This is a genomic window from Bradyrhizobium sp. R2.2-H, from assembly GCF_004346455.1.
In the GTDB taxonomy this organism is placed as follows: domain Bacteria; phylum Pseudomonadota; class Alphaproteobacteria; order Rhizobiales; family Xanthobacteraceae; genus Bradyrhizobium; species Bradyrhizobium diversitatis.
The window spans coordinates 246,025-268,158 of record NZ_SMBR01000003.1 but is presented as its reverse complement, the minus strand read 5'-3'; the positions used below and the strand labels follow the sequence as shown (position 1 = coordinate 268,158).

Annotated in this window: 24 protein-coding genes; 14 read left to right on the top strand and 10 right to left on the bottom strand. The window is 65.0% G+C overall.

Features of this window, described 5'->3' with window-relative positions; all coding sequences use genetic code 11:
- Window positions 1-73 precede the first annotated feature (73 nt).
- The 6 genes from EDE08_RS08770 to EDE08_RS08745 all read left to right on the top strand — a co-directional run bounded on the left by EDE08_RS08770 (window position 74) and on the right by EDE08_RS08745 (window position 5,680).
- Window positions 74-919 (top strand): hypothetical protein, encoded by an 846-nt coding sequence (locus EDE08_RS08770; RefSeq protein ID WP_131868537.1) that lies wholly within the window; start codon window positions 74-76, stop codon window positions 917-919.
- A 386-nt stretch (window positions 920-1,305) separates the two neighbouring features.
- Window positions 1,306-1,926, top strand: coding sequence for a PilZ domain-containing protein (locus tag EDE08_RS08765; RefSeq protein WP_131868536.1), 621 nt, complete (start codon window positions 1,306-1,308; stop codon window positions 1,924-1,926).
- A 103-nt stretch (window positions 1,927-2,029) separates the two neighbouring features.
- Complete coding sequence (locus EDE08_RS08760) at window positions 2,030-2,302, top strand: hypothetical protein (protein ID WP_245524737.1); 273 nt, start codon at window positions 2,030-2,032, stop codon at window positions 2,300-2,302.
- A 363-nt stretch (window positions 2,303-2,665) separates the two neighbouring features.
- Window positions 2,666-3,706, top strand: a complete 1,041-nt coding sequence (locus tag EDE08_RS08755; RefSeq protein ID WP_131868535.1) for a PrsW family glutamic-type intramembrane protease — start codon at window positions 2,666-2,668, stop codon at window positions 3,704-3,706.
- Between the two features lie 73 nt (window positions 3,707-3,779).
- The gene (locus tag EDE08_RS08750) at window positions 3,780-4,358 is read left to right on the top strand and encodes an HdeD family acid-resistance protein (RefSeq protein ID WP_131868534.1); all 579 of its coding nucleotides are present in this window, start codon (window positions 3,780-3,782) and stop codon (window positions 4,356-4,358) included.
- A gap of 236 nt (window positions 4,359-4,594) precedes the next feature.
- Window positions 4,595-5,680, top strand: a complete 1,086-nt coding sequence (locus tag EDE08_RS08745) for a 3-deoxy-7-phosphoheptulonate synthase (RefSeq protein WP_131868533.1) — start codon at window positions 4,595-4,597, stop codon at window positions 5,678-5,680.
- A gap of 162 nt (window positions 5,681-5,842) precedes the next feature.
- Here the strand turns inward: EDE08_RS08745 and EDE08_RS08740 are convergent, their stop codons facing one another.
- Genes EDE08_RS08740 through epmA form a run of 3 tightly spaced genes read right to left on the bottom strand, consistent with a single transcriptional unit; the run spans window position 5,843 to window position 8,284 of the window.
- On the bottom strand, window positions 5,843-6,097 hold the full coding sequence (locus tag EDE08_RS08740) for a hypothetical protein (RefSeq protein WP_131868532.1): 255 nt from the start codon (window positions 6,095-6,097) through the stop codon (window positions 5,843-5,845).
- A gap of 43 nt (window positions 6,098-6,140) precedes the next feature.
- A complete protein-coding gene (locus tag EDE08_RS08735) occupies window positions 6,141-7,235 on the bottom strand; it encodes a lysine-2,3-aminomutase-like protein (protein ID WP_131868531.1) in 1,095 nt (364 codons plus the stop codon).
- Complete coding sequence (gene epmA / locus EDE08_RS08730; RefSeq protein ID WP_131868530.1) at window positions 7,232-8,284, bottom strand: EF-P lysine aminoacylase EpmA; 1,053 nt, start codon at window positions 8,282-8,284, stop codon at window positions 7,232-7,234. The genes EDE08_RS08735 and epmA overlap by 4 nt, the downstream gene beginning before the upstream one ends.
- A 162-nt stretch (window positions 8,285-8,446) precedes the next feature.
- On the opposite strand from epmA, the gene efp reads away from it, so the two are divergent.
- The 3 genes from efp to EDE08_RS08715 all read left to right on the top strand — a co-directional run bounded on the left by efp (window position 8,447) and on the right by EDE08_RS08715 (window position 11,731).
- Entirely contained in the window at window positions 8,447-9,013 is a 567-nt protein-coding gene (gene efp, locus EDE08_RS08725; protein WP_028177546.1) for an elongation factor P, read from the top strand.
- Between the two features lie 44 nt (window positions 9,014-9,057).
- The gene (locus tag EDE08_RS08720) at window positions 9,058-10,659 is read left to right on the top strand and encodes a M23 family peptidase (RefSeq protein WP_245524736.1); all 1,602 of its coding nucleotides are present in this window, start codon (window positions 9,058-9,060) and stop codon (window positions 10,657-10,659) included.
- A gap of 85 nt (window positions 10,660-10,744) precedes the next feature.
- A complete protein-coding gene (locus EDE08_RS08715) occupies window positions 10,745-11,731 on the top strand; it encodes a DUF808 domain-containing protein (protein WP_131868528.1) in 987 nt (328 codons plus the stop codon).
- Between the two features lie 27 nt (window positions 11,732-11,758).
- On the opposite strand, the gene EDE08_RS08710 is transcribed toward EDE08_RS08715, so the two are convergent.
- Window positions 11,759-12,262, bottom strand: coding sequence for a cupin domain-containing protein (locus EDE08_RS08710; RefSeq protein ID WP_131868527.1), 504 nt, complete (start codon window positions 12,260-12,262; stop codon window positions 11,759-11,761).
- A 21-nt stretch (window positions 12,263-12,283) separates the two neighbouring features.
- The gene (locus EDE08_RS08705) at window positions 12,284-12,754 is read right to left on the bottom strand and encodes a carboxymuconolactone decarboxylase family protein (protein ID WP_131868526.1); all 471 of its coding nucleotides are present in this window, start codon (window positions 12,752-12,754) and stop codon (window positions 12,284-12,286) included.
- Window positions 12,755-12,808: 54 nt separating this feature from the next.
- On the opposite strand from EDE08_RS08705, the gene EDE08_RS08700 reads away from it, so the two are divergent.
- Entirely contained in the window at window positions 12,809-13,336 is a 528-nt protein-coding gene (locus tag EDE08_RS08700; RefSeq protein WP_131868525.1) for a MarR family winged helix-turn-helix transcriptional regulator, read from the top strand.
- Window positions 13,337-13,393: 57 nt separating this feature from the next.
- Here the strand turns inward: EDE08_RS08700 and EDE08_RS08695 are convergent, their stop codons facing one another.
- Together EDE08_RS08695 and EDE08_RS08690 are read right to left on the bottom strand one after the other, a co-directional pair.
- Window positions 13,394-13,645 (bottom strand): hypothetical protein, encoded by a 252-nt coding sequence (locus EDE08_RS08695; RefSeq protein ID WP_131868873.1) that lies wholly within the window; start codon window positions 13,643-13,645, stop codon window positions 13,394-13,396.
- 68 nt (window positions 13,646-13,713) lie between these two features.
- Window positions 13,714-13,971, bottom strand: a complete 258-nt coding sequence (locus tag EDE08_RS08690) for a hypothetical protein (RefSeq protein ID WP_131868524.1) — start codon at window positions 13,969-13,971, stop codon at window positions 13,714-13,716.
- A gap of 146 nt (window positions 13,972-14,117) precedes the next feature.
- On the opposite strand from EDE08_RS08690, the gene EDE08_RS08685 reads away from it, so the two are divergent.
- Window positions 14,118-15,347, top strand: coding sequence for a lytic murein transglycosylase (locus tag EDE08_RS08685; protein WP_131868523.1), 1,230 nt, complete (start codon window positions 14,118-14,120; stop codon window positions 15,345-15,347).
- Window positions 15,348-15,353: 6 nt separating this feature from the next.
- Here the strand turns inward: EDE08_RS08685 and EDE08_RS08680 are convergent, their stop codons facing one another.
- The 3 genes from EDE08_RS08680 to recJ all read right to left on the bottom strand — a co-directional run bounded on the left by EDE08_RS08680 (window position 15,354) and on the right by recJ (window position 18,989).
- Complete coding sequence (locus tag EDE08_RS08680; protein WP_165935833.1) at window positions 15,354-16,151, bottom strand: aldolase; 798 nt, start codon at window positions 16,149-16,151, stop codon at window positions 15,354-15,356.
- Window positions 16,152-16,247: 96 nt separating this feature from the next.
- Complete coding sequence (locus tag EDE08_RS08675) at window positions 16,248-17,057, bottom strand: SDR family NAD(P)-dependent oxidoreductase (protein ID WP_165935834.1); 810 nt, start codon at window positions 17,055-17,057, stop codon at window positions 16,248-16,250.
- Between the two features lie 90 nt (window positions 17,058-17,147).
- On the bottom strand, window positions 17,148-18,989 hold the full coding sequence (gene recJ, locus EDE08_RS08670; protein WP_131868520.1) for a single-stranded-DNA-specific exonuclease RecJ: 1,842 nt from the start codon (window positions 18,987-18,989) through the stop codon (window positions 17,148-17,150).
- A gap of 287 nt (window positions 18,990-19,276) precedes the next feature.
- Between recJ and EDE08_RS08665 the strand changes: the two genes are divergently transcribed.
- The 3 genes from EDE08_RS08665 to EDE08_RS08655 all read left to right on the top strand — a co-directional run bounded on the left by EDE08_RS08665 (window position 19,277) and on the right by EDE08_RS08655 (window position 21,978).
- Window positions 19,277-20,353: a methyl-accepting chemotaxis protein gene (locus tag EDE08_RS08665; RefSeq protein ID WP_028177558.1), complete on the top strand. Its 1,077-nt coding sequence runs from the start codon at window positions 19,277-19,279 to the stop codon at window positions 20,351-20,353.
- 401 nt (window positions 20,354-20,754) lie between these two features.
- On the top strand, window positions 20,755-21,498 hold the full coding sequence (locus EDE08_RS08660) for an SDR family oxidoreductase (protein ID WP_131868519.1): 744 nt from the start codon (window positions 20,755-20,757) through the stop codon (window positions 21,496-21,498).
- A 51-nt stretch (window positions 21,499-21,549) separates the two neighbouring features.
- Window positions 21,550-21,978: a cupin domain-containing protein gene (locus EDE08_RS08655; RefSeq protein ID WP_131868518.1), complete on the top strand. Its 429-nt coding sequence runs from the start codon at window positions 21,550-21,552 to the stop codon at window positions 21,976-21,978.
- The last annotated feature ends 156 nt before the right edge of the window (window positions 21,979-22,134 follow it).

Below are 22,134 nucleotides of genomic sequence, written 5' to 3'. Positions count from 1 at the left end.
TCGCGCCGCGGACACATTGTTTCTGCGCAGAAACTCGGCTACCGGTGCGGTTTCAATCTATGGATCCGCAGCGATGACGGCCCGGGGGCTCACGTTCATCTACGTCGAGTATGGCGACATGGAGCGGCTCCAATTGGAGCTGAGGTACAGTCTTTCGACCTTGCTATATTGGGGGCGCCCCTTCCCTTTGGATGTTGTCGTTTACACTGACAAACCATATCGCCACGCGGATTTGCCGGTTCGGCTGGTCGACATCTCCAGCAGGATTTCGGAGTTTTCTCGCGACGGTCTCTACCATCATCGCATCAAGCCATGCGTCCTCCTGAAGGAAATGGAGACCAGCACGAACTATTGCGTCATGGCCGATACCGACACCTTCTTCCGCGAGGGATTTTTCGAACGTCTGTTGGCCTCGCTGAGATCCGGTGCTGTAGCCGTCGATCGCCGTCACGGCCGCGATCCCATGCCCCGGCTCGCGGGGTTCGCAACCAGTCTGCCGAATGCAGGTCCCTATCGCTACGATCCAAAGCTCGCCGTTGAATACAACAGCGGGCTCACGGCCGTTGATCCGGAGCGGCATCTTCCGGTGGTGCAGGATGCCATAGCATGGATCGACGCCGTGCTCGACCATGGCGCACGGCAGCTCACCATCGAGCAGATCGCCTTGTCCGAGTGCCTGCGTGCCCACGCGATTCCCATAGCGACGATGCAACCCACTTTCGGGCACTACTATCGGGTCGCTCACAAGCGATACATGCAGTGGCAGCTGCGACGCTGGAAGGAAACGGACGGCCGGCTGTTCTCACCGCAGCCAGGAACAATCCCGTACACGCGACTTCGGGTGAGGTGGTTCAGGATCTTCGCCAAGATCAGCACGATGCTCGGGCACAATGTCGAGACCCAGACTCGGTGGAGATGAGCCGTCGAGTTCACGGTCGGCGCCAAAAGACCAGTGAGACGATTGTGACCAGTGGGACCAGCACAGCGGTGACCCTGCCAACCCATCTGGCCATTCGCTCGATCCGAAATTGAAGCGCCGCGTCTGGAGCTGGCGAGGCAGCGGGGTCGGTTGGCTTTCTACGCATGGCAGCTTTCTCTTAGCCGACGGCACGCGCATCGAAAAGGCGCTCGGATCGATCGGGATCAGAGCAGCGACGACGTTGCGACCTTACGCCGCGAGCCATCAGTCAATTCTGGTCTGCGCATTTACCGGAAATTTACCCCCACTCATGAGCGCCGGTGTCAATTGCTTAGAGTTTGGCCGCTAGCCGTGGAACCCACGGAATCCCAAACAGATCGGCGCTCATGTCCGTCGAAGAGTTCCTCAGGCAACGGGCAGTGGACGTTGCCGTGAGCGGCAGCTACTCGCTCCCTCGCTGGTACGATTGCGAGGGCAAGCTGCGCAGCTTCGCCTGTCGGACCAAGCGCGTCTCCCCCTTCCGCATGATCGTGGACGTGCCTGTCGTCGGCAAGGTCGGCGAGCGCGTGACCTCCTACTTCCAGGATTTCGGCGAATTCCAGTGCACCATCAGCGCGACGCTGAAGGCAGGCTTCCTGATGGAGCTCGACATGACGCGGGCACGGCGCGCCTGGATGTCGGAAAAGCTGACCTGGCTCGAGAAGAAGCAGAAGGATGCCAGCGTTCGCGAGCTGCGACGTGACGCGCGCTTCGTTCCGCAGGTCTCGCACGCCGTCCTGACCCTCGCGGACGGGAGCGCTCATTCCTGCTTCATCATCGACGTCTCGACCGCCGGCGTCGCGGTGTCCTCCGAGTTCGATCCGCCGGTCGGAACCCCGCTTGCGGTCGGCGCCTGCGTCGGGCGGGTGATCCGCAAATTCGCGCATGGCTTTGCGGTCAAATTCGCCGAGAAGCAATCCCGGGACGACCTCGTCCGCTTGATCGTGCGCTCATCGCAGCCGGCCTGATCCGCCGCATCGCTGCCCTATCGCGGCCAAAATGCGGTCTCAGCCTATGTAGGTCTGTGCCTCGGGCCGGACGTCATCTGCAGACTTGCGCTCAGGGGACCGAATGGCAGTCGACAAGATCACAGCTGATAAAATCACAGTCGATAAGATCACTTGGGACAGGGTCGGCCGGGTCACCGAGCCCGGCCGCTACATGTACACGTTCGGCTGGCTCACCATCACCGCCGGCGATATCGAGATCTGGAAGCGATACCCACAGGCTGCGTTCACCCTGCTGGCGCAACCGGCCGGTCCGGACGCATCGATCGGCGAAGAATTCCACCTCGGCGCCTTCGACGTCGCTCCCGGCGCCGCGCCGCCATTCACCACGCATTGAAGAACGGCTTCGAGGCCGCCGAGTCACTGCAGCGCAAGTGGTAAGCCGCCGCGCGCTGCCTTGAGAGGTCATACTGCCCGCTGATCCACTGCCGGGACAGGTGTGCAGTGAATCGAAGAAACCTACGTATTTCCTTGATCTGGCTTGCCAATCCCGGACCCGACATCCGACGCACGGTCGTTGCCATGGATGACGAGCATTTTTTGTCATGCAATTGATTGCGCTTGTATTCTACTGCTTCGCAGGCGACGGGAATGAACGGCAGCGGTCGCCCGCGTTCAGCGAGCGGACAGCGGGCGCATGACACATGGTCGCATCGGCCGACGTAGATAAGCGGATCAAGGGAACCTATTTTCGGCGCCAATGTACCTGATCGAAGCGCTCCCCACCGTGATTGGAACTGCGGCCATCGCCCCGGCGCTGCTGATGCTGTGGCTTGTCATCGCGGCCGAAGAGCGCCCTGGCCCGCCGGCCCAGGTCTGGACTGCCTTCCTGCTCGGCGCGGCCAGCATTTCGCTCCTGGGGCTCGCCCGCGCTCCCTTCGCCAAGATGGTCGCGGCCCCCGACGACCCTTGGGCGGCGCTGGCCATGCATTCGATCTTCGGCGTCGCGCTGCCTGAAGAGGCCGTCAAGGTGATCGCCATCGTGCTGATTTCGTCGACCAAACGGCGGACCTTCTCCAATCCAATGGACACCGTGGTCTATGGCGCCGCGGTCGGCCTCGGCTTCGCCGCCTACGAGAACCTCGCCTATCTGGTCCAGCACGCGGAGATGTGGCGCTCGCTGGCCGCCCTGCGCAGCGTGCTGACCGTGCCCTTCCACGGCGCACTCGGGATCATTGCGGGCGCCTACCTGACGATCGCGCGCGCAGGCACGGCACTGGGCGCGAACCGCCGCCATCGCGACTGGGCGCGCCTCTCCAGCCGGCTACTGATCTTCGCCGCCCCGCTCGCGCTGCATTCGGCCTTCGACTTCCCGCTGCTGGCGCTCCAGCGCATGCCCGATCTCGATCCGACGCTCCGGATGTGGCTGGGCGCTGCGAGCCTCCTGGTCGGCTTCGGCTCGATTGCCTTCGCCATCCGCCTGGTCCGGCGCGTCGCGCGCCACCATGCGCCGCGGACAGATGTCGCGCGCGAGCGGCTCAGCCAGCTCCGCCGGATGTGGGCGCTGCTGCTGGCCGGCGGCGGCATCGGCTTTCTGGGGCTCGCCTTCGTGCTGACCTCGATCCATCACTGGCTGATCAACCCCGAGCGCAACCTGACGCTGGCGCTGATCCCGATTGGTTTCGTCTCGATCCTGCTCGGCCTTGCGCTTCTGATTGTCACGACGGCGATCTACATTCTCGGCCGCAACCGCATCCGCACCAGCGCGGATGGCTTTTCGTCGGCGCCCGGCGGCGGCTGATCCGCGCGATGGCAACCGCGGTGGACACATACTAGATTGAGCGGCATGGGCTGCTGACGAGATCGAGGACTTCATGACATCGCCTGAGGAATTTTCACGGCTGCAATCCGCAATGAACCAGGCGGTCAAGACGCATTGGAAGGCCTTCCTGTTCGAGGGCATCCTGCTCGTGGTTCTCGGCGTCGCCGCATTGGTCTTGCCGCCGCTCGCGAGTCTTGCGACGGCGATCTTCCTCGGCTGGATGTTCCTGATCGGCGGCATCGGCGGACTGATCGCGACCTATTGGGCGCGCAGCACGCCGGGCTTCTGGTGGTCGCTGATCTCGGCCGCTCTTGCCGTGCTCACCGGCATGCTGCTGCTGGCCCGGCCGACGCAGGCCGTACTGACCCTGACCATCGTGCTCGGCGCCTATTTCCTCGCGGAGGGCGTCACCACCATCATGTACGCGCTGGAGCACCGCCGCGAGCTCAGCGGCCGCTGGTCGTGGCTCCTGGTTTCCGGCCTCGTCGACATCGCGATCTCGTTCATGGTGATCACGGGACTGCCAAGCTCGGCGGACTGGGCGATCGGCGTGCTCGTCGGTATCAACCTGCTGTTCGGCGGCGCCTCCTTGATCGGCATGGCAATGGCCGCACGCAACAGCAAGACCTGAGGCGCCTCGCCGCCCTACGCGCCGATTGGGGGGGTGACAAGCCGCCAGCGGCAGGCTATATGGCCTGCCATGATCACCGTCGCCACCAGCTATTTTTGGTACTTTAGCTACGACAGCTCGCTGGCGGCGGGAGGATCGCGCTCAATCTGACAGATTGCAGCAAACGTCCGAACAAGCCGCCAGACCTGGCGGCTTTTTTATTGGCCGGCAGGTTCTAAAACAGACAGGAGCCCGCCGTGCTGAGCACGACCGACGATCTTCGTATCCGTGAACTGAAAGAACTGAATACGCCGGAAGAGGTGATGCGGGAGGTCCCGCGCACGCTCACCGCGACGCGCGTGGTGATGGCCGCCCGCAATGCCATCCACGCCATCCTGAGCGGCCAGGACGATCGCCTGCTGGTCGTGGTCGGCCCCTGCTCGGTGCATGATCCCGAGGCCGCGCTCGACTACGCCGAGCGCCTTGCGCGCCTGCGCGAGGACCTTGCCGACCAGCTCGAGATCGTGATGCGGGTCTATTTCGAGAAGCCGCGGACCACCGTCGGCTGGAAGGGCCTGATCAACGACCCCAATCTCGACGGCAGCTTCGACATCAACAAGGGCCTGCGGCTGGCGCGCAACGTGCTGTCGGCCGTGAACAATCTCGGTCTGCCCGCCGGCACCGAATTCCTGGACATGACGACGCCGCAATACATCGCCGACCTCGTCTCCTGGGCCGCGATCGGCGCGCGCACGACCGAGAGCCAGATCCATCGCGAGCTGGCCTCGGGGCTGTCCTGCCCCGTCGGTTTCAAGAACGGCACCGACGGCAACGTGCGGATCGCGGCGGACGCGGTGAAGTCGGCCTCGCATCCGCATCATTTCATGGCGGTGACGAAGCTCGGCCGTTCGGCGATCGCCTCGACCGCGGGCAACGAGGACTGCCACATCATCCTGCGCGGCGGCAGCAGGCCCAACTACGACGCAGCAAGCGTTGCGGCCGCCTGCAACGAATTGACCAAATCCGGCGTCGCGCCGCTCGTGATGGTCGATGCGAGCCACGCCAATTCGAGCAAGAAGCCGGAGAACCAGCCGCTGGTGATGGCCGACATCTCCAGTCAGATCTCGGGCGGCGAGAGCCGCATCATGGGCACGATGATCGAGAGCAACATCGTCGCCGGTCGCCAGGACGTGGTGCCGGGCAAGCCGCTCACCTACGGCCAGAGCATCACCGACGGCTGCATCGACTGGCCGACTACGGCAAGCGCGCTCGAGCAGCTCGCCGACGCCGTCGAGATCCGTCGCAACACCCGGCACGCCGGGCGGCACGAACGATCGGCCTGAGAAATCACGAGGCCAATGCATGATCCGGAAAAGTGTGCAGCGGTTTTCCGAAAAGATCATGCTTAAACAACAACCTAAGGCGCGATGACGATTCATCCTAATCGTATCGCACTTTAGGTTGGCTCGCTCCTGACCTTCCCCGACGGGGAGAGGTCAAAGCAATCAGCAGCCGCGGCAGATGCTCCTGATCTTGCGATCGAGCTCCGCATCTTCCTTGTTCGCGGCGGTGTTCGGATCGCTCAGATTCTTCTCGCTCGGCACGTCAGTCGCACGCGGCTGGCGGTGACCAACTGGCGCCGGCCACACCGTTCCACGGCTTGCACCGCTGGAGGTCGATCCCTTCGAGCCGTTGGTCTGCGCAACCGCCGGGCCACAAAGCAAGACCACGAGCGATGCTGCCACCATGATCTTCTTCATTCTCAGTGCTCCATTCTCAAAACCGGCGCGCTCTCCACCCCGCTCAGGTCTCGGGCGGGTAAAGATGAACGTCGCCGCAATAATCGACGATACGATAGCGCGTTTCGGCTCCCGCATCATCCGCATCGGGTGCGGTATTTTGCGGCGCCAGTACGTAACCTGGCCCCACGGGCGATTTGCCGGCGCCGCCGGGAATGTCGATGACATAGTCCGGCTGGCACAGTCCTGACACCCGCCCGCGCAGCTGCCGCATCAGGTCCTGTCCCTCCGCCAGCGTCGTTCGCAGATGCGAGGTGCCCGGCGCGAGATCGCCGTGATGCAGATAGTAGGGCTTGATTCGGCATTCGACGAAAGCTCGCATCAAATCCGACAGAGCGGCGATGTTGTCATTGACGCCGCGCAACAGCACGGACTGGCTCACCAAGGGAACTCCAGCGTCGACGAGCCGTGCGCAGGCAGCACGCGCGGGCCCTGCCAGCTCGCGCGCGTGGTTGGCGTGCACTGCCAGCCAGGTGGTCGCGCCCGCGACCTTCAATGCCGCAATCATCTCCTCGCTGACGCGCGCGGGTTCGGCCACCGGTACGCGGGTGTGAAGACGGATGATCTTGACGTGATCGATCGCAGCCAGTTCGGCCATGATCTCGCTCATCCGCCGCGGCGACAGCATCAGGGGATCGCCACCGGTCAGAATCACTTCCCATATCGCGTCGTGTGCCCGGATGTAGTCGATCGCCGCGCGATAAGCGCTGTCCGACAGCGCATTCTCCTTGCCGGGCCCCACCATCTCGCGGCGGAAGCAGAATCGGCAATAGACCGCGCAGACGTGAACGAGCTTGAACAACACGCGGTCGGGATAGCGGTGCACGATTCCGGGAACCGGCGAATGCGGGTGGTCGCCGATCGGATCGGCATTCTCGTCCGGCCTCAGGTCCAGCTCGGCCGCGGTGGGAACGAATTGTCGCGCGATTGGATCGTCGGGATCGCTGGTGTCGATCAGCTCGATCAGCGCCGGCGTGATCGCCACGGCATAGCGCGCGGCAACGCGTTCGAGCGCCGGCAGCGCCGCTGCGGGGGCCAGACCCTCGGCGACGAGTTCGGCAGGCTCGCGCAAAGTGCGTGCAAGATTCGTCTTCGTCATCTCTCATCCGCAGGCGGTGTCCACACCACCTGATCAATTCGTGTTGCGCCGCTCGCCAGCATGACCAGCCGGTCGAAGCCGAGTGCGACACCACTCGCCTCCGGCATTGCGGCGACCGCGGCCAGAAAGTCCTCGTCGAGCGGATAGGCTTCGCCATAGCGGCGCTGCTTCTCCGTCATCGATTCCGTGAAGCGTTTTCGCTGCTCCTCGGCATCGGTCAGCTCGCCAAAGCCGTTGGCGAGCTCGACGCCGCACGCATAGACCTCGAATCGCTCGGCGACCCTCGGGTCGTCCGCCTTCACCCGCGCCAGCGCCGCCTCTGGAGATGGGTATTCAAACAGGATGGTCAAACGCCCCTGCCCGAGATGCGGCTCGACATGCTCGACCAGGACCTTGCTGAAGATGTCGGACCATGTGTCGTCCTCGGCTACACGGACCTTGCCGGAGGCCGCCGCGGCGAGCGCGTCACGGTTACCCTCGCCACCCGAAATTGTCGACAGCAGATCGATGCCGGCGAGGCGCTCGAAGGCACCCGCGACCGTCAGGAGCTCCGGCTCGGCGAAGGGATCGGCGGTCCTGCCGCGGAAGGCAAAGGTCCCGATGCCGGTCGCCTGCGCCGCACGGGCGATCACGACGACGCAATCGGCCATGATGGCATCATAGGGGGCACCTGCCCGGTACCATTCCAGCATGGTGAATTCGGGCAGATGCAGGTCGCCGCGCTCGCGGTCCCGGAACACCCGGGCGAATTCGAAAATCCGCGTCTCGCCCGCCGCCAGCAGCTTCTTGCAGGCGAATTCAGGTGAGGTCCGCAGGTATCGGCGGGCCCGGCTGCCGTCGGGCCGGATGATCTCGGTCCGGGGGGCGTGCAGATGGGTCTCGTTGCCCGGGGAGACCTGAAGGACCGAGGTTTCGACCTCCATGAAGCCTTGTTCGGCAAAAAAGGCCCGTAAAGCTCCGGTCACCGCGCCTCTAGCCTGGAGGAACGGCCGCCGGTCAGGGTGCCTACCGGGCGACCAGAACGGCGACATCGGCTTGTCCCCAGCCATTAACCGACCGCTCCAGCCAGCAGCAAAGTGCTGGCATCCAACGGCAAAATCAGTATGTTGCGGCCCGAAACGGGCGCCGAGGTCCGATTTGAGGCCCCAAGTCCCCCATCAATTTGACCACGTCCTGGCCCCCGCCGGGCCAAGCAAGCAGGAAATACAGCTTTGAGAGTCATCGCCAGTTCTATTCGCAAGGGCAACGTGATCGAGCAAGACGGCAAGCTTTATGTCGTCGTGAGCGCCGAGAACATCCATCCCGGCAAGGGCACCCCGGTCAGCCAGATCGAAATGCGCCGAATTTCGGACGGGGTAAAGATCTCCGAACGCTACAAGACCACCGACCAAGTCGAAAAGGCCACGATCGAAGAGCGCAATTACACCTATCTCTATGAGGATGGCGACGGCTACCACTTCATGAACCCTGAGACCTACGACCAGGTCCAGGTCTCGAAGGACGTCGTCGGCGACGCCGCCGCGTATCTCCAGGAGAGCATGACGGTCAAGCTGTCCATGCACGACACCAATCCGGTGTCGATCGCGCTGCCGCAGCGCGTGACGCTGGAAGTGGTAGACACCGAGCCCGTGACCAAGGGTCAGACCGCCTCCTCCTCCTACAAGCCCGCGGTTCTCTCCAACGGCGTGCGCACCACCGTGCCGCCGCACATCACGGTCGGCACCCGCGTGGTGGTGATGACCGAGGACGGCTCCTACGCCGAGCGCGCCAAGGACTAAGCGGGCAATCGAGGATCGGAACAGGTACCGCCGGGGGCGAGGCAGTGGGCAGGAAGAGTTTCCGGTTCGTCCCGCTTCTCCTGGCGTCGCTGTCGCTCCTCGCTGCAGCGCCGGTCGCGGCGGATGAATTCCGCGGCCCCTCGCTCACGGCCCTGCGCGTCGACTGGCGCGCAGCGCTCGACCAGCTCCGTGTCGAGATCAACAGTCGCCCGCAGATTGCGGGCGACTTCATCTTCGCACCCCGCCGTTCGGGGCCGCGCTACGATCCGCGCGCGATGCCCGCGCTGGTGCAGCTCAACGCGATCTCCTCGCGCTTCTTCACCGGCATCACCCGAAGCCCCGTACCCGTGCTGCTGCCGTTCGACGCTGCCGCGTACCTCGAGGCGCAGCGCAGCGGCGCGCCGGCGTCGCTCACGCTGTCGCGCTACCAGGCAGACTTCAATCCCGTCGACATGTTCGATGCCGGTCCGGCCGGCTACAGCGCGACCTTCTCGTTCGAGCCCGGCGCCGGCGAGGGTATGCCGAGCCGGGTATTCGCAAGGCCGGTCGAGGTGCAGATCACGGGCTCGGCGCTCGTCTACGACATCGCCGATCCAGCCGGCGGCAAGGGCGAGCCAGTCAAGCCGCTCGCGGCCACCTACCCGGACCTGCGCAGATTCATCCGGGAAGGCTATGTACGCTACGCTTTCACCCGCTTCGGCGTCGCCTATGTGGTGTCGATCCAGTGCCTCGACAGCATCGCCAAGCCGCGGCGACTCGCCTGCAAGGAAGCCTATCCAGTCGCAGAGCGCTTCTTGAGGGCCCTGCGTATCGCCGGTGGCCAGCGCATGCGGCCGTTGATGGACATTGCCTCCAACGTCCTCGACCGTCCCGCGGGGCGTTCACCGGACTTCAGCTACCGGCCGAGCGGCGACATCATCCCGAACACCGGCTACCGCAAGCAAGGCGGCCATCCCGACATGATGGCCTATGCCCAGATCCGCTTTCCCCTCGACAAGGCGCCCGCTTTCGTACGCTCGCAATCCTACGGCAGGCGCGACAAGAGCGAAGGTCCGACCGCCTATCCCTGGCGCGACAATTTCTGCGAGTCGCGCAGCTTCGAGGTGTGGCAGTGTGGCGGAGGCTATGGCCACCAGGGCGAGGACATCCGCGCCGCCGACTGCCCGCTGCCCGGTGAAGGCCGCGAGCCCTGCGATCCCAAGCAGCGCGCCGTCGTCGCCGTGCGTGACGCGATCGTCATCCGCGGAGCCAAGGACCAGGCCGCGACACTTCAAGTCAACAGCCGCACCGAGCACATCCGTTTCCGCTACATGCATATGAACCCGAACGCGTTGAACGCCGATGGCGTGCTCAATGGCCGCATCGTCACCGAAGGCGAGAAGATCGGTGTGATCTCGAACTATCTCGACCATCCCGCCGGCACGTCGATGCACCTGCATTTCGATGTGCAGGTGTTCACACGCGACGGCTGGATCTGGGTCAGCCCCTACGTCACGCTGGTCTCGGCCTATGAGCGCCTGATCCGCGCCCGCGGCCGCGAAGTCGGCCCGGAGATCGCAGGCACGGCGCAGCCGGTCGCCCATGCGCTGCCGGAGGACGTGATCAAGCCGGACCAGCGCGAGGGATCGAGCGGCGAGGACAATTGACGGCTTGCTCGCTCCCGATGCCGGGCGGTGCAAGAGCGTGTCGTCGCGCAAAACCCGCCGGCTCAATGAAGAAGGGACACGGTTCATGAGTGTCGGACTGATCGGTCTTCTCGACGATGTCGCGGCGATTGCAAAGGTGGCAGCAGCCTCGCTCGACGATGTGGCGAGCCAGGCCGCCAAAGCGGGCACGAAGGCGGCAGGCGTGGTCATCGACGACGCCGCCGTCACGCCGAACTACGTCATCGGCTTTGCCTCGAAACGCGAGCTGCCGATCGTCGGCAAGATTGCGGCCGGATCGCTTCGCAACAAATTGCTGATTCTGCTGCCCATTGCCCTGCTGCTTGGCTACTTCCTTCCCGCCGCGGTCACGCCGCTGCTCATGCTGGGCGGAGCCTTTCTCTGCTACGAGGGCGCCGAAAAGGTGCTCGAAGCCGTGCTGCCGCATCATGCGCACCACCACGAAGCTCAGCTGCAGCCGATTGCGTTGAATCCCCGGTCGGTCGAGGACGAGAAGGTCGCGAGCGCCATCAAGACCGACTTCATCCTGTCGGCGGAGATCATGGCGATCACGCTGGCGGCCCTCCCGGCGGGCAGCATCTGGACGCAGGCGCTGGTGCTGGCGCTGGTCGGCCTCTGCATCACCGTCGGGGTCTACGGCGTGGTGGCCCTGATCGTGAAGGCGGACGATGTCGGCATGGCCCTTGCGCGCTATAGCGGCACCTCGATCATCGGCAGCGGAATCCGCTTGCTTGGACGCGCGCTCGTCCGCGGCATGCCCATCTTCCTGGCGGTGCTGAGCACCATCGGCACCGCCGCCATGATCTGGGTCGGCGGCGGCATCATCCTGCACGGCATCGAAAAATACGGCCCACCCGTGGTCGGCCACACGGTCCATGCCGCCACCGAGGCTGCCGCACACCTCCTTCCCTCCGTTGCGGGCATCATCGAATGGTCGGTCGAGGCAGCCATCTCGGGCGTGCTTGGACTGCTTGTCGGCGGACTTGCGATTCCAGCGGTCGAATACGGTCTCGCACCGGCATGGAAACGGTTGAGGCGATCGCGATCGGCCTGAACATGCGGTGGCGCATTGCGCGTGCAGCTACTCGATGAACGTCGTCAGTTGCGCGCCCTCGTCTGCGACGAACACAGCGATCAACTCCGCCGGCTCCGTCATACTGGCATTGGCCGAGACCAGATGCGTCGAGCCCGGCGGTTCGAAGAAGGACTGGCCGACGCCAAAGGTCTCGACCGGGCCGCCGCCGAGCTGCGAGCGGATCTCGCCCTTGGTGATGTAGGCGGTGACGGATCCCGAGTGTCGGTGCGGCCGCGAAAATCCGCCGGGACCATAGGACACGCGCACGATGGTGACGCGCTTGCCCGGGACGTTCGGAAGCGCGTAGGACCCGATCGGCTCGACCTTGTCGAGCGGCGAGCTCTCCGCCGCCGTGGCGCAGAGCGGGGCCAGCACTCCGGATACACTGTCGATCGTCACCGGCAGCACCTTGCCGATCGCGAGCGCGCAGGCGAGCCCTGCGACGACCGCAAGCGCCGTTGAACGTGACGGCATCGGGCGCTGCACGGCAGAAAAGCTGATGGCCGTCATCGTGACCTCCCCTTGTCCCCCTCAGGATGCGGCTGCGACCGGCCGCTTTACTGGCGTCCAGCGAAACGCCGCGCCGAAACGGTTCCAGACGTTGATCGAGGCAACCGCTGACGTCAGGTACGTCAGTTCCGTCTCGGAGAATTCGCCAGAGGCTTCGGCGTAGACCTCCTCGCTGACGCCATCGGGCAGACAGGTCAGCGCCTCGGCCCAGGCCAGGGCCGCACGCTCGCGCGGCGAAAAGATCGGCGCTTCGCGCCAGACCGCGACCAGATGCAGCTTGTCGACGGGAACGCCGATCCGTTCCGACAGCAGCACGTGGTGCTGCACGCAGAAGGCGCAGCCATTGATCTGAGAGGCCCGTAGCTTGACGAGCTCGAGCAGCTGCTTGTCGAGCCCTGCCTTGGCCGCTAGCTGGCCCAGCCCAAGCACCAGATCATACGCGTCCGGCGCGATCCTCTTGAAATCCTCGTATTCGCTGCGGGCGTGTGACATTGCCGTTCACCTAGGAATGTTATAAGTGTATTTATATCTTATAAGAGCTCTTATATGACACGCAAGTCCGCTGCCAGCAGAAGACCGAAAAACGTGCGCAACGCACCCGCGACTGCCGACGACACCACGCGTGTTCCCGCTCCCGGCGAAGGCAAGCGTGGCGAGCAGGGCTATCTCGGCTATCTCCTGCGTCAGGCCCATGCCGCGGTTCGCCTGACGATGGAACGGACTCTCGCCGATCTCGGCGTGACGTCGCCGCAATTTGCGGTCATGACGATGCTCAACGCCTATCCGGGCTTGTCGGGGGCCGATGTCGCCCGCCTCACTTTCCTCACGCCCCAGACCGTCGGTGTGATCATTCGCAACCTCGAACGCGACGGCGCGATTGTGATGTCGCCTCATCCCGTCCACGGCCGCATCCTGCAATGGACGTTGACGCCGCGCGGCGCGACGCTGTTGAACGCGTGCCGGCAGCGTGTGCTCGAATTGGAGAAGCGCCTGGCTCGGGATCTGGATTCAAATGCCGAAACCACGATCCGGCGCTGGCTTGCCGGAATCGCGAAGGACCTGCAGGGGGACTAGCTAGGCCACCGACATTCGCAGACGTTGGTTGCCGTCTTTGCCGCAGCAGCAGCGCGCCTATCCGCCCTTCAACGCGTTCTTGACCTCGCCGTCGGGCCAGGTTTCGTGCGCCGCGATCACCCGCACGCGGCTTTGGTCGGCGGCATTCACCAGCACGTGCGAACTCATCGGGTCACTGCTCTGCTCGAGACGCAATTCGGTTTCCGGCTTCCAGCTCAGCGTGGTTGCGAGATCGCCGGGGAAAATCTGCCACTGCGATCCGTCGTCGAGTTCGACGACGTGGCTTTCCGCATGCGTGCGTATCTTCATTCGGCCCCGATTCGATTTGCCGATCGTGCGAAGGAAGGGACCCGGCATCAAGCCGGGCCCCCGCTCCGTCAGTCGTTGTCGTGAATGACGGTCTTGCTGCGGTTGCCGAATTCATCTTCCTTCTTGATCACCGTGGTGCGGTCGGCGGGCTCGCGTTCCCTGATGACGGTGGTGCGGTCGTGGTCGCGGTCGCGCTCACGATATTCGTGGGACTGGCCGACCGTTACGCCTGCGCCGGCCGGGCCGACGTGAACGCCGACCTCGTCGGCGAACACAGGCGCAGCGACGGCGGTGACCATGGCTGCGGCAAGCAGATATTTCCTCATCTTCTCCTCCTTCCTGGTGTGGAGGGAATGCGGGAGTGCGACACTTGTTCCGGTGGGAACCGCCGACGCAATCAGGCAGAATTCTCACATCGCCGCCGTTCCAGGAACCGACTCACACGCGCCATGTTTCCGGCTAGAATGCGCCCATGACGCACGCTGATTCCTCGCCTCGTCCAACTCGCCGCGCCCTGCTCCAATCGGCGTTCGGTGCAGCCGCCTTGCTCACCGTCCCGACGCGCGCTCTCGCCGCGCCTCCGGGCTTCGACGAATGGCGCGAGAGCTTTCGCGCCCGCGCGATGGCGAAAGGTATTTCAGCCGCGACATGGCAGCGCGCGATGGGGCGGGTCGAGCCGGACATGAGCGTGTTCAAGCAGATGCGCAACCAGCCGGAATTCCGCGAGCAGGTGTGGCAGTACATCAACCGCCGCGTCTCGGACTGGCGCATCATCAACGGCAAGGTCGCGCTGAAAAACAACGAGGCGCTGCTCACCCGCATCGAGCGCGATTTCGGCGTCGAGCGCGGCACGCTGCTGGCGCTATGGGGCGTCGAATCCGCCTATGGCGATCCCCTGGTGCAGCAGAATCACATGAGGCCCGTGTTTCCCTCGCTCGCCGCGCTCGCCTGGAACGAGCCGCGCCGCAAGGCCTATTGGGAGACCGAGTTGATCAACGCCCTGCGCATCGTCGACAAGGGCTGGAGCACGCCGGAGCAGATGCAGGGATCCTGGGCCGGCGCGATGGGGCATTCACAATGGATGCCGGAAGTCTGGCTCAATGTCGGCATCGATTACGACGGCGACGGCAAGGTCTCGCCGTTCGGCAAGCCCGACGACGCGCTGGGCTCGACGGCAAAATATCTCGTCAATCGCGGCAAATGGCATCGCGGCGAACATTGGGGCTACGAGGTGCGCGCGCCCGGCAACATCGGCGGAAGCCGCACCTATGCGGCGTGGCAGGCAGCCGGCGTCACCCGCGCCGACGGCCAGCCGTTTCCGCAACCGAACGCATCCGCGCAGATGTGGACGCCGGTTTCGGGCGGGCCGACCTTCCTGCTCGGGCCGAATTTCTATTCGGTGAAGAGCTATAACCCTTCCATGAACTATGCGCTGGCGATCTGCCATCTCGGCGACCGCTGCCTCGGCGCGCCACCGTTCATCCAGCCCTTCCCCGGCTCCGAGCGTGCGCTGACCCTGGCCGAGGTGCAGGAGATGCAGACGCGCCTGACCAAGGCCGGCTTCGATACTGGCGGCACCGACGGCCGCGTCGGCAACGACACGATGAAGGCGGTTAAGGATTTTCAGCAGCGCGCCGGCATCACGCCGGCGGATGGCTATGGCGGGCTGAAGGTGCTGGCGAAGCTGCGGCAGGGCTCGTAGCCGGCTTCAGTGCCGGTACTGCGGCTCCTCCGCGTCGAGTTGACGGCGGATGGCGGCGAGATGCAGCCGAGCGGATTCGGCATCGCCTTCGCGCATCTGCTTGTAGGTCGCGTCCGCAATCGCGGGATCGACCGGCAACACCTTTCGTCCCGTCGACATCGCCAGCACCTGCACCTCGGCAGCGCGCTCAAGGTAGTAGAGATCGTCCCAGGCCTCCGCGATGGTCGGCGCCAGCACCATCACGCCGTGATGCTTCATGAAGACGATGTCGGCATCGCCGACGGCGGTGGCTATGCGTGCCCCTTCACGATTGTCGAGCGCAAGGCCGTTGTAATCGCGATCCACCGCGGTGCGGCCATAGAATTTCAGCGCGGTCTGGCCGGCCCAGATCAGGGGATCGCCTTCGGTCATCGACAGCGCCGTGGCATAGGGCATGTGGGTGTGGAAGGCGACCTTTGCGCGCGGCAGGCGCTTGTGCATCTCGGCATGGATGTAGAAGGCGGTCGCCTCCGGCACACCCTCGCCATCGAGGACGTTGCCATGGAAGTCGCAGATCAGGAGCTTCGACGCAGTCAGCTCGCGGAAAGCGTAGCCGTAGGGATTGACGAGGAACAGATCATCATGGCCCGGCACCACGGCCGAGAAATGATTGCAGATGCCCTCCTCGAAACCGTTGCGCGCCGCCATGCGGAAGCAGGCGGCCAGATCCTCGCGCGCGGTGCGGATCGCGTCGGTCGCGAGGTCCGGCCGGTTGGAGCGGAATGGAGCGGGCGCGGGTGAGGACGCGTGAAGACTGTGCGCCATGGCAAAGGACACCTCTGTCGGTCGGGAGCTGTCAGCCTTGTACAGGGACCGGGCCCGCGCGTCAGCCCCTGCAACCGCCGCCCTGCCCTGCGCGGCTCAGGTCCGCCGCGGCACGCCGCCCGCGTTCATGCCGCCGTCGATGACGAGCTCGCTGCCGGTGACGTAGCGCGAGGCATCGGAGGCCAGGTAAAGCACGCCGGAGGCGATCTCCGCGGCATGGCCGGCACGGCCGAGGGGCGTGACGACCTTGGCGCGCTCCTCCGGATCGATCGGCGCGTTCTGACCGGCGCCGGTCGCCCCGGTCGGGATCTTGCCCCAGATCGGGGTATCGATGATGCCGGGGTGAACCGAGTTGACGCGGATGCCGTCGCCCGCCGCCGCGCACTCCATCGCGATCGATTTGGCGAACAACCGCACGCCGCCCTTGGTCGCCGAATAGGCCGACAACCCGGGCGAGCCGCGCAAGCCCGCCAGCGACGACATCATGACGATCGAGCCGCCGCCGGTCTTGCGCATCAAGGGCAGGCAATGCTTGACCGAAAGGAATACGCCATCGAGATTGATCGCATTCTGCTTGCGCCAGTCAGCGAGCGTCATGTCGACGATCGAGGGCACGGCGATGCCGATGCCGGCGTTGGAGACCATGATGTCGAGCCGGCCGTAGCGCTTCGCGATGTCGGCGACGACCTCCACCCACCGCTCCTCGCTGGTGACGTCCTGCTCCAGGAAGACCGCCTTGCCGCCGGCCTTGGTGACGCGCCTGGCGAGCTCCGGGCCGCGCAGCTCGTCGATATCGGTGATGACGACCACGGCGCCTTCGCGCGCGAACAGCTCGACGATGGCCTCGCCAATGCCGGAAGCGCCACCCGTCACCAGCGCGACCTTGCCCTCAACCTGTCCTGCCATGTTCACTCCCTTTTTTGTTGTTTGAGCGCGTTATCTTTGCGCATGATCTCCGCGCAAACGCGTACCGCGTTTGTCGCGAGGGATCATGCGTCATCTAATCACGGATGGCCCTTGATCGGGTAGCGCGACGTCGACGACGCGGAATTGCACGCGCTCGGCGCCCTGGTAGCGGTCGACCGAGAGCGAGCCCGCGACATGCAGCTGCTGGCCTCGATTGGCGAGCAGCGCATTGCCGAGCTTCTGGCCGACCGAACGGAACGCGATGCCGTTGACCATGGCGCCGTCGCCCGACTTGAAACGCAGGCGCAGATGCGCCTGCCCGACCTCGTCGGCGAACACGAGCTGGTGCGCCGGCAGTGCCAGCACGGGCTCCGGATTGCCGCTGCCGAAGGGACCGGCGCGGTTGAGCGTCGCCGCAAGCTCCGGCGTCACAGCACGTGCGGAGATCGCGCCGTCGATATAGAGCTCGTTGACGTGGCGCGCCTCCGCGACATCGCGCGCCAGTGCGTTTTCGAGATAGGCGCGGAATTCGGCGAGCTTCTCTTTCCGCAGCGTGACGCCGGCGGCCATCGCATGCCCGCCGCCCTTGAGCAGGATGCCGTCGGCGACCGCCTGCCGCACTACCTTGCCGAGATCGACGCCGGCGATCGATCGGCCCGAGCCGGTGCCGATGCCGCCGGGCTCCAGCGCAATGGCAAAGGCAGGCCGCGAGAACTTCTCCTTCAGGCGGGAGGCGACGAGGCCGACCACGCCGGGATGCCAGCCTTCCGATGCCGTGACGATCACGGCGAGCTTGTCCTCCAGCCCGATCGAGGCCAGTGCCTCGGCTTCGGCCTGGGCTTCGGCGGCCTGCTCGATGACTCGGCGCTCGCTGTTGAGACGATCGAGCTCCGCCGCGATCCGCGCAGCCTCGACGCTGTCGCCTTCCAGCAGCAGCCGCACCCCGAGATCGGCGCGGCCGATGCGGCCGCCGGCATTGACGCGCGGCCCCAGCATGAAGCCGAGATGCCAGGCCTCCGGCGGGCCGTTGAGCCGCGCCACGTCCATCAGTGCGGTGTGCCCGACATGGTCGCGCCGCCGCATCGCGATCAGGCCCTTGGCCACGAAAGCGCGGTTAAGGCCGATCAGCGGCGCCACGTCGGCGACCGTGCCGAGCGCGACGTGATGCAGCATGCCGAGCAGATCCGGCTCCGGCATCTCGGAGGTCCAGAAACCGCGCTGGCGCAGCTCGCGGTTGACGGCGACCAGCGTTACCAGAACGAGGCCGACGGCGGCGAGATGACCGAGGCCGGAGAGATCGTCGGGTCGGTTCGGATTGACCAGCGCGTCGACTTCGGGAAGGTCGAGCCCGCATTGATGGTGGTCGATCACGACCACGGACATGCCGAGACGTTTTGCTTCTGCGAGCGGCTCGATGCTGGTGGTGCCGCAATCGACGGTCACGAGCAGCGTCGCGCCCTTTGCTGCAAGCGCCCGCACCGCCTCGGTATTGGGGCCGTAGCCTTCGAATATCCGGTCGGGAATATGGATCAGCGGATCGAGCCCGCAATGGCGCAGGTACCAGGCGAGCAGCGCCGCCGAGGTGGCGCCGTCGACGTCATAGTCGCCGAAGATCGCGACCTTCTCGCCCCTCGCCGCGGCATCGGCGATCCGCTTGGCGGCACCTTCCATCTCCGTCACGGTGAACGGGTCCGGCAGCAGCTTTCGGATTGTCGGATCGAGGAAGTCGGGCACCGCGTCGATGTCGACCCCGCGGCCGGCCAGCACCCGCGCCAGCAACTCCGGCAGTTGGTGCCGCTGCACGATGGCGAGCGCCTGCGCCGCCCCGCGCCCGTCCAGCCGGTCGCGCCAGAGCTTGTCGGTCAGCGAACGCGCCACGCCCAGGAAAGCCTGGGGCGCTTCGACGGGCAAGGCGATGGCGGGCGGCGTCATGGCGGATGCAACTTGTTGGGAGCTCGGGGTCCAGGCGATCACGCGGACGCACGGTTACTGGCTGTCCGAGGATTGGCCGGCAATCGGCCGGGATTTGCAACGGCCCGGACGCACAAAGCGGTGGATGGCCGCCCGGCCGGCCGGGGTGACTACCATTTAGGCATTCCGCCGAACAGCAAATTAAGCAGGCGTTAGGCGGAATCTTCGAAAAAGAATCGTATTCGATCTGTAAGCCGTTGTTCCCCGTTCATTGCAGATCAGGCCTCATTGCCAAGGGAAGCTCCCCGATGTCTGCTGCGCTGGGTCTGAAAGCCAAGCCGATTGCCCCCGAAGCTACGGACGATGATTCCGACATCTCCGCGCTGATCAACCGCCTCACTGCCGAGGTCAACCAGATCGCGATCGACAAGACCAAGTCGATCCAGCAGATCACCAATCAGATGAAGATGCTGGCGCTGAACGCGCTGATCGAGAGTTCGCGCGCAGGCGCGCAAGGCGCGGGCTTTGCGGTGGTGGCGCAGGAAGTGCGCGGCGTCGGCCAGCAGGTCGAGACCATCGCCCGCGAGCTCGAAACCCAATTGACGAAACGCACCGGCGATCTCGTCTCCTCGATCGAGCGCATGAGCCAGCGTTCGCGCGGCGAACGCATGGTCGATCTGTCGCTCAACGCCATCGAGCTGATCGACCGCAATCTCTATGAGCGCACGTGCGACGTGCGCTGGTGGGCGACCGATTCCGCCGTGGTCGATTGCGCGGCCTCGCCTGGCGCGGCGGCCGTCTCCCATGCCTCGCAGCGCCTCGGCGTGATCCTTGGGGCCTACACGGTCTATCTCGACCTCTGGCTCTGCGATCTCGACGGCAACGTCATCGCCAACGGCCGCGCCGACCGCTTTCGCGTCGTCGGCCAGAACGTCGCCCACACCAGATGGTTTCGCGAGGCACGGTCGTTGCGCTCCGGCGATGACTATGTCGCCGGCGACGTCGAGAACCAGCCGCTGCTCGGCAACGCGCAGGTCGCGACCTATTGCGCCAGCGTCCGCGACGGCGGCCAGGCCAATGGCGCTCCGATCGGCGTGCTCGCCATCCATTTCGACTGGGAGCCGCAGGCCCGCGCCATCGTCCAGGGCGTGCGCGTCGGCGACAGCGACAAGGCCCGCGTGCTGCTGGTCGACTCGAATTTTCGCGTGATCGCGGCCTCCGACGGCCAGGGCATCCTCAGCGAGCGCATCTCGCTGTCGCTGGATGGCCAGCGTTCCGGCTTCTATCAGGACCGCTCCGGCACGATGGTCGCCTTCCATGCGACGCCCGGCTACGAGACCTATCGGGGCCTCGGCTGGTATGGCGTGATCGTCTGCGGGGCCTGAGGCGAGCAGCGGCCGTCCGCGAAACCGGATCGTCTCGGCCACCCGATCCAATCCTCGAAAACAACCCCATGCACAGTAGCCCGAGGGTTGTTTTCATTGATGTTTCTCAAGGGCTTCCCCTGCCGCCTTGCCTCCGTCAAAACGCTTTGACATGTCGGGCAAAACACTGGCAATCTAAGATCATCACAGGTTGCGTGCACGGCATGAGGGACTGATCCCTTCCGCTGCGATCTTGTGATATCGCAGCCCAGCTTCTGAAGCATTTTCCGGCAAGGCTCGCCCGTTACAGGCAAGAGCCTGGGCCATGGCTCGCATAGAGTCGCTTCGCATCACGTCGATCGACGTGACAGCGCGAGCTCCCCTGGTTTGTCTCGCGCTCCGATAGACCGAGGAGACATGCCATGAAGATCGTCGTGATCGGCGGAACCGGCTTGATCGGATCGAAGCTCGTCGCGAAGCTCAAGCAACAGGGCCACGAGGTGGTGGCAGCCTCGCCGAAATCAGGCGTGAACGCCGTGACCGGCGAAGGCCTTGCTGCGGCGCTGGCGGGCGCGGAGGTCGTCGTCGATGTCGCCAACGCGCCGTCCTGGGAGCCGGCTGCCGTGCTCGAGTTCTTCCAGCGGTCGAGCAGGAATCTCGGCGCAACAGAGGCCGCAGCAGACGTGAAACATCACGTGGCACTCTCGATCGTCGGTACCGACCGCGCTCCCGACAACGCCTATTTCCGTGCCAAGCTGGCGCAGGAAACCATCATCAAGTCCGCCTCGGTCCCCTACTCGATCGTGCGCGCCACCCAGTTCTTCGAATTCCTCGGAGCCATCGCCGAGACAGGCGCGATCGACGGCAAGATCATCGTTCCCACGGCCCGGTTTCAGCCGATCGCGGCCGACGACGTCGTCGATCGCCTCGCGGAGGTCGCAACCGGCAAGCCGCTCAACGGCACGATCGATATCGCTGGCCCCGAGAAGGCCCCCTTCAATGAATTCATCGCACGCCGCCTGAAGGCATCGCGCGATGTCCGCCCAGTGGTGGGGGATCCGAAGGCGCCCTATTACGGCGCCCTCATTGACGACAAGTCGCTGACCCCGCTCGGCGATGCGCGGCTGGGGACAACGCCGCTCGCAACATGGCTCGCGAGCCTCTGAAGGCTCGGCCAGACTCAACCACGATGGAAATGGCAAAGAAGGGGAAATCCCATGCGCAGATTGCTGATCGCAACCGCGGTTTATGCCGCATCCTTCCTGGCGGCCCATGCAGCAGAGACCGCCGCCCAATCGGCCGCCCCCTTGGCCAAGGTCACGATCGTCTTTGACCAGGCGCTGCCAAATGTCCCCGGTAAGAGCATGAAGGGCGTGCTGGTCGAGTACGGGCCCGGAGGCTCCTCGCCCGCCCACATTCACGCGCCGTCCGCCTTCATCTATGCCACGGTCCTCGAAGGAGCGATCCGCAGTCAGGTCAATGATGGCCCGGCCAAGGTCTTTCACAAGGGAGAGAACTTCTCTGAAAGGCCCGGTGATCGCCACGCCGTCAGCGCCAATGCCAGCAATAGCGAGCCCGCGAAGCTGCTGGCCGTGTTCGTGGTGGACACGACCGACAAGGAGCTAACGACGCCGATCGCGAAGTAACGCCGGACCGGTTCGTGCCGTCAGAGGCCGCGACGCGCCGCCATTTCGGCTGCAAGCAGCAGAGCAGCGTCACAAGCGCGAAGAGGTTCTGCAGGCGGGCTTTGCCGAGACGGAAGGCAAGGACCTCACGCTGAGAATTGCGTAACGCGCAATTCC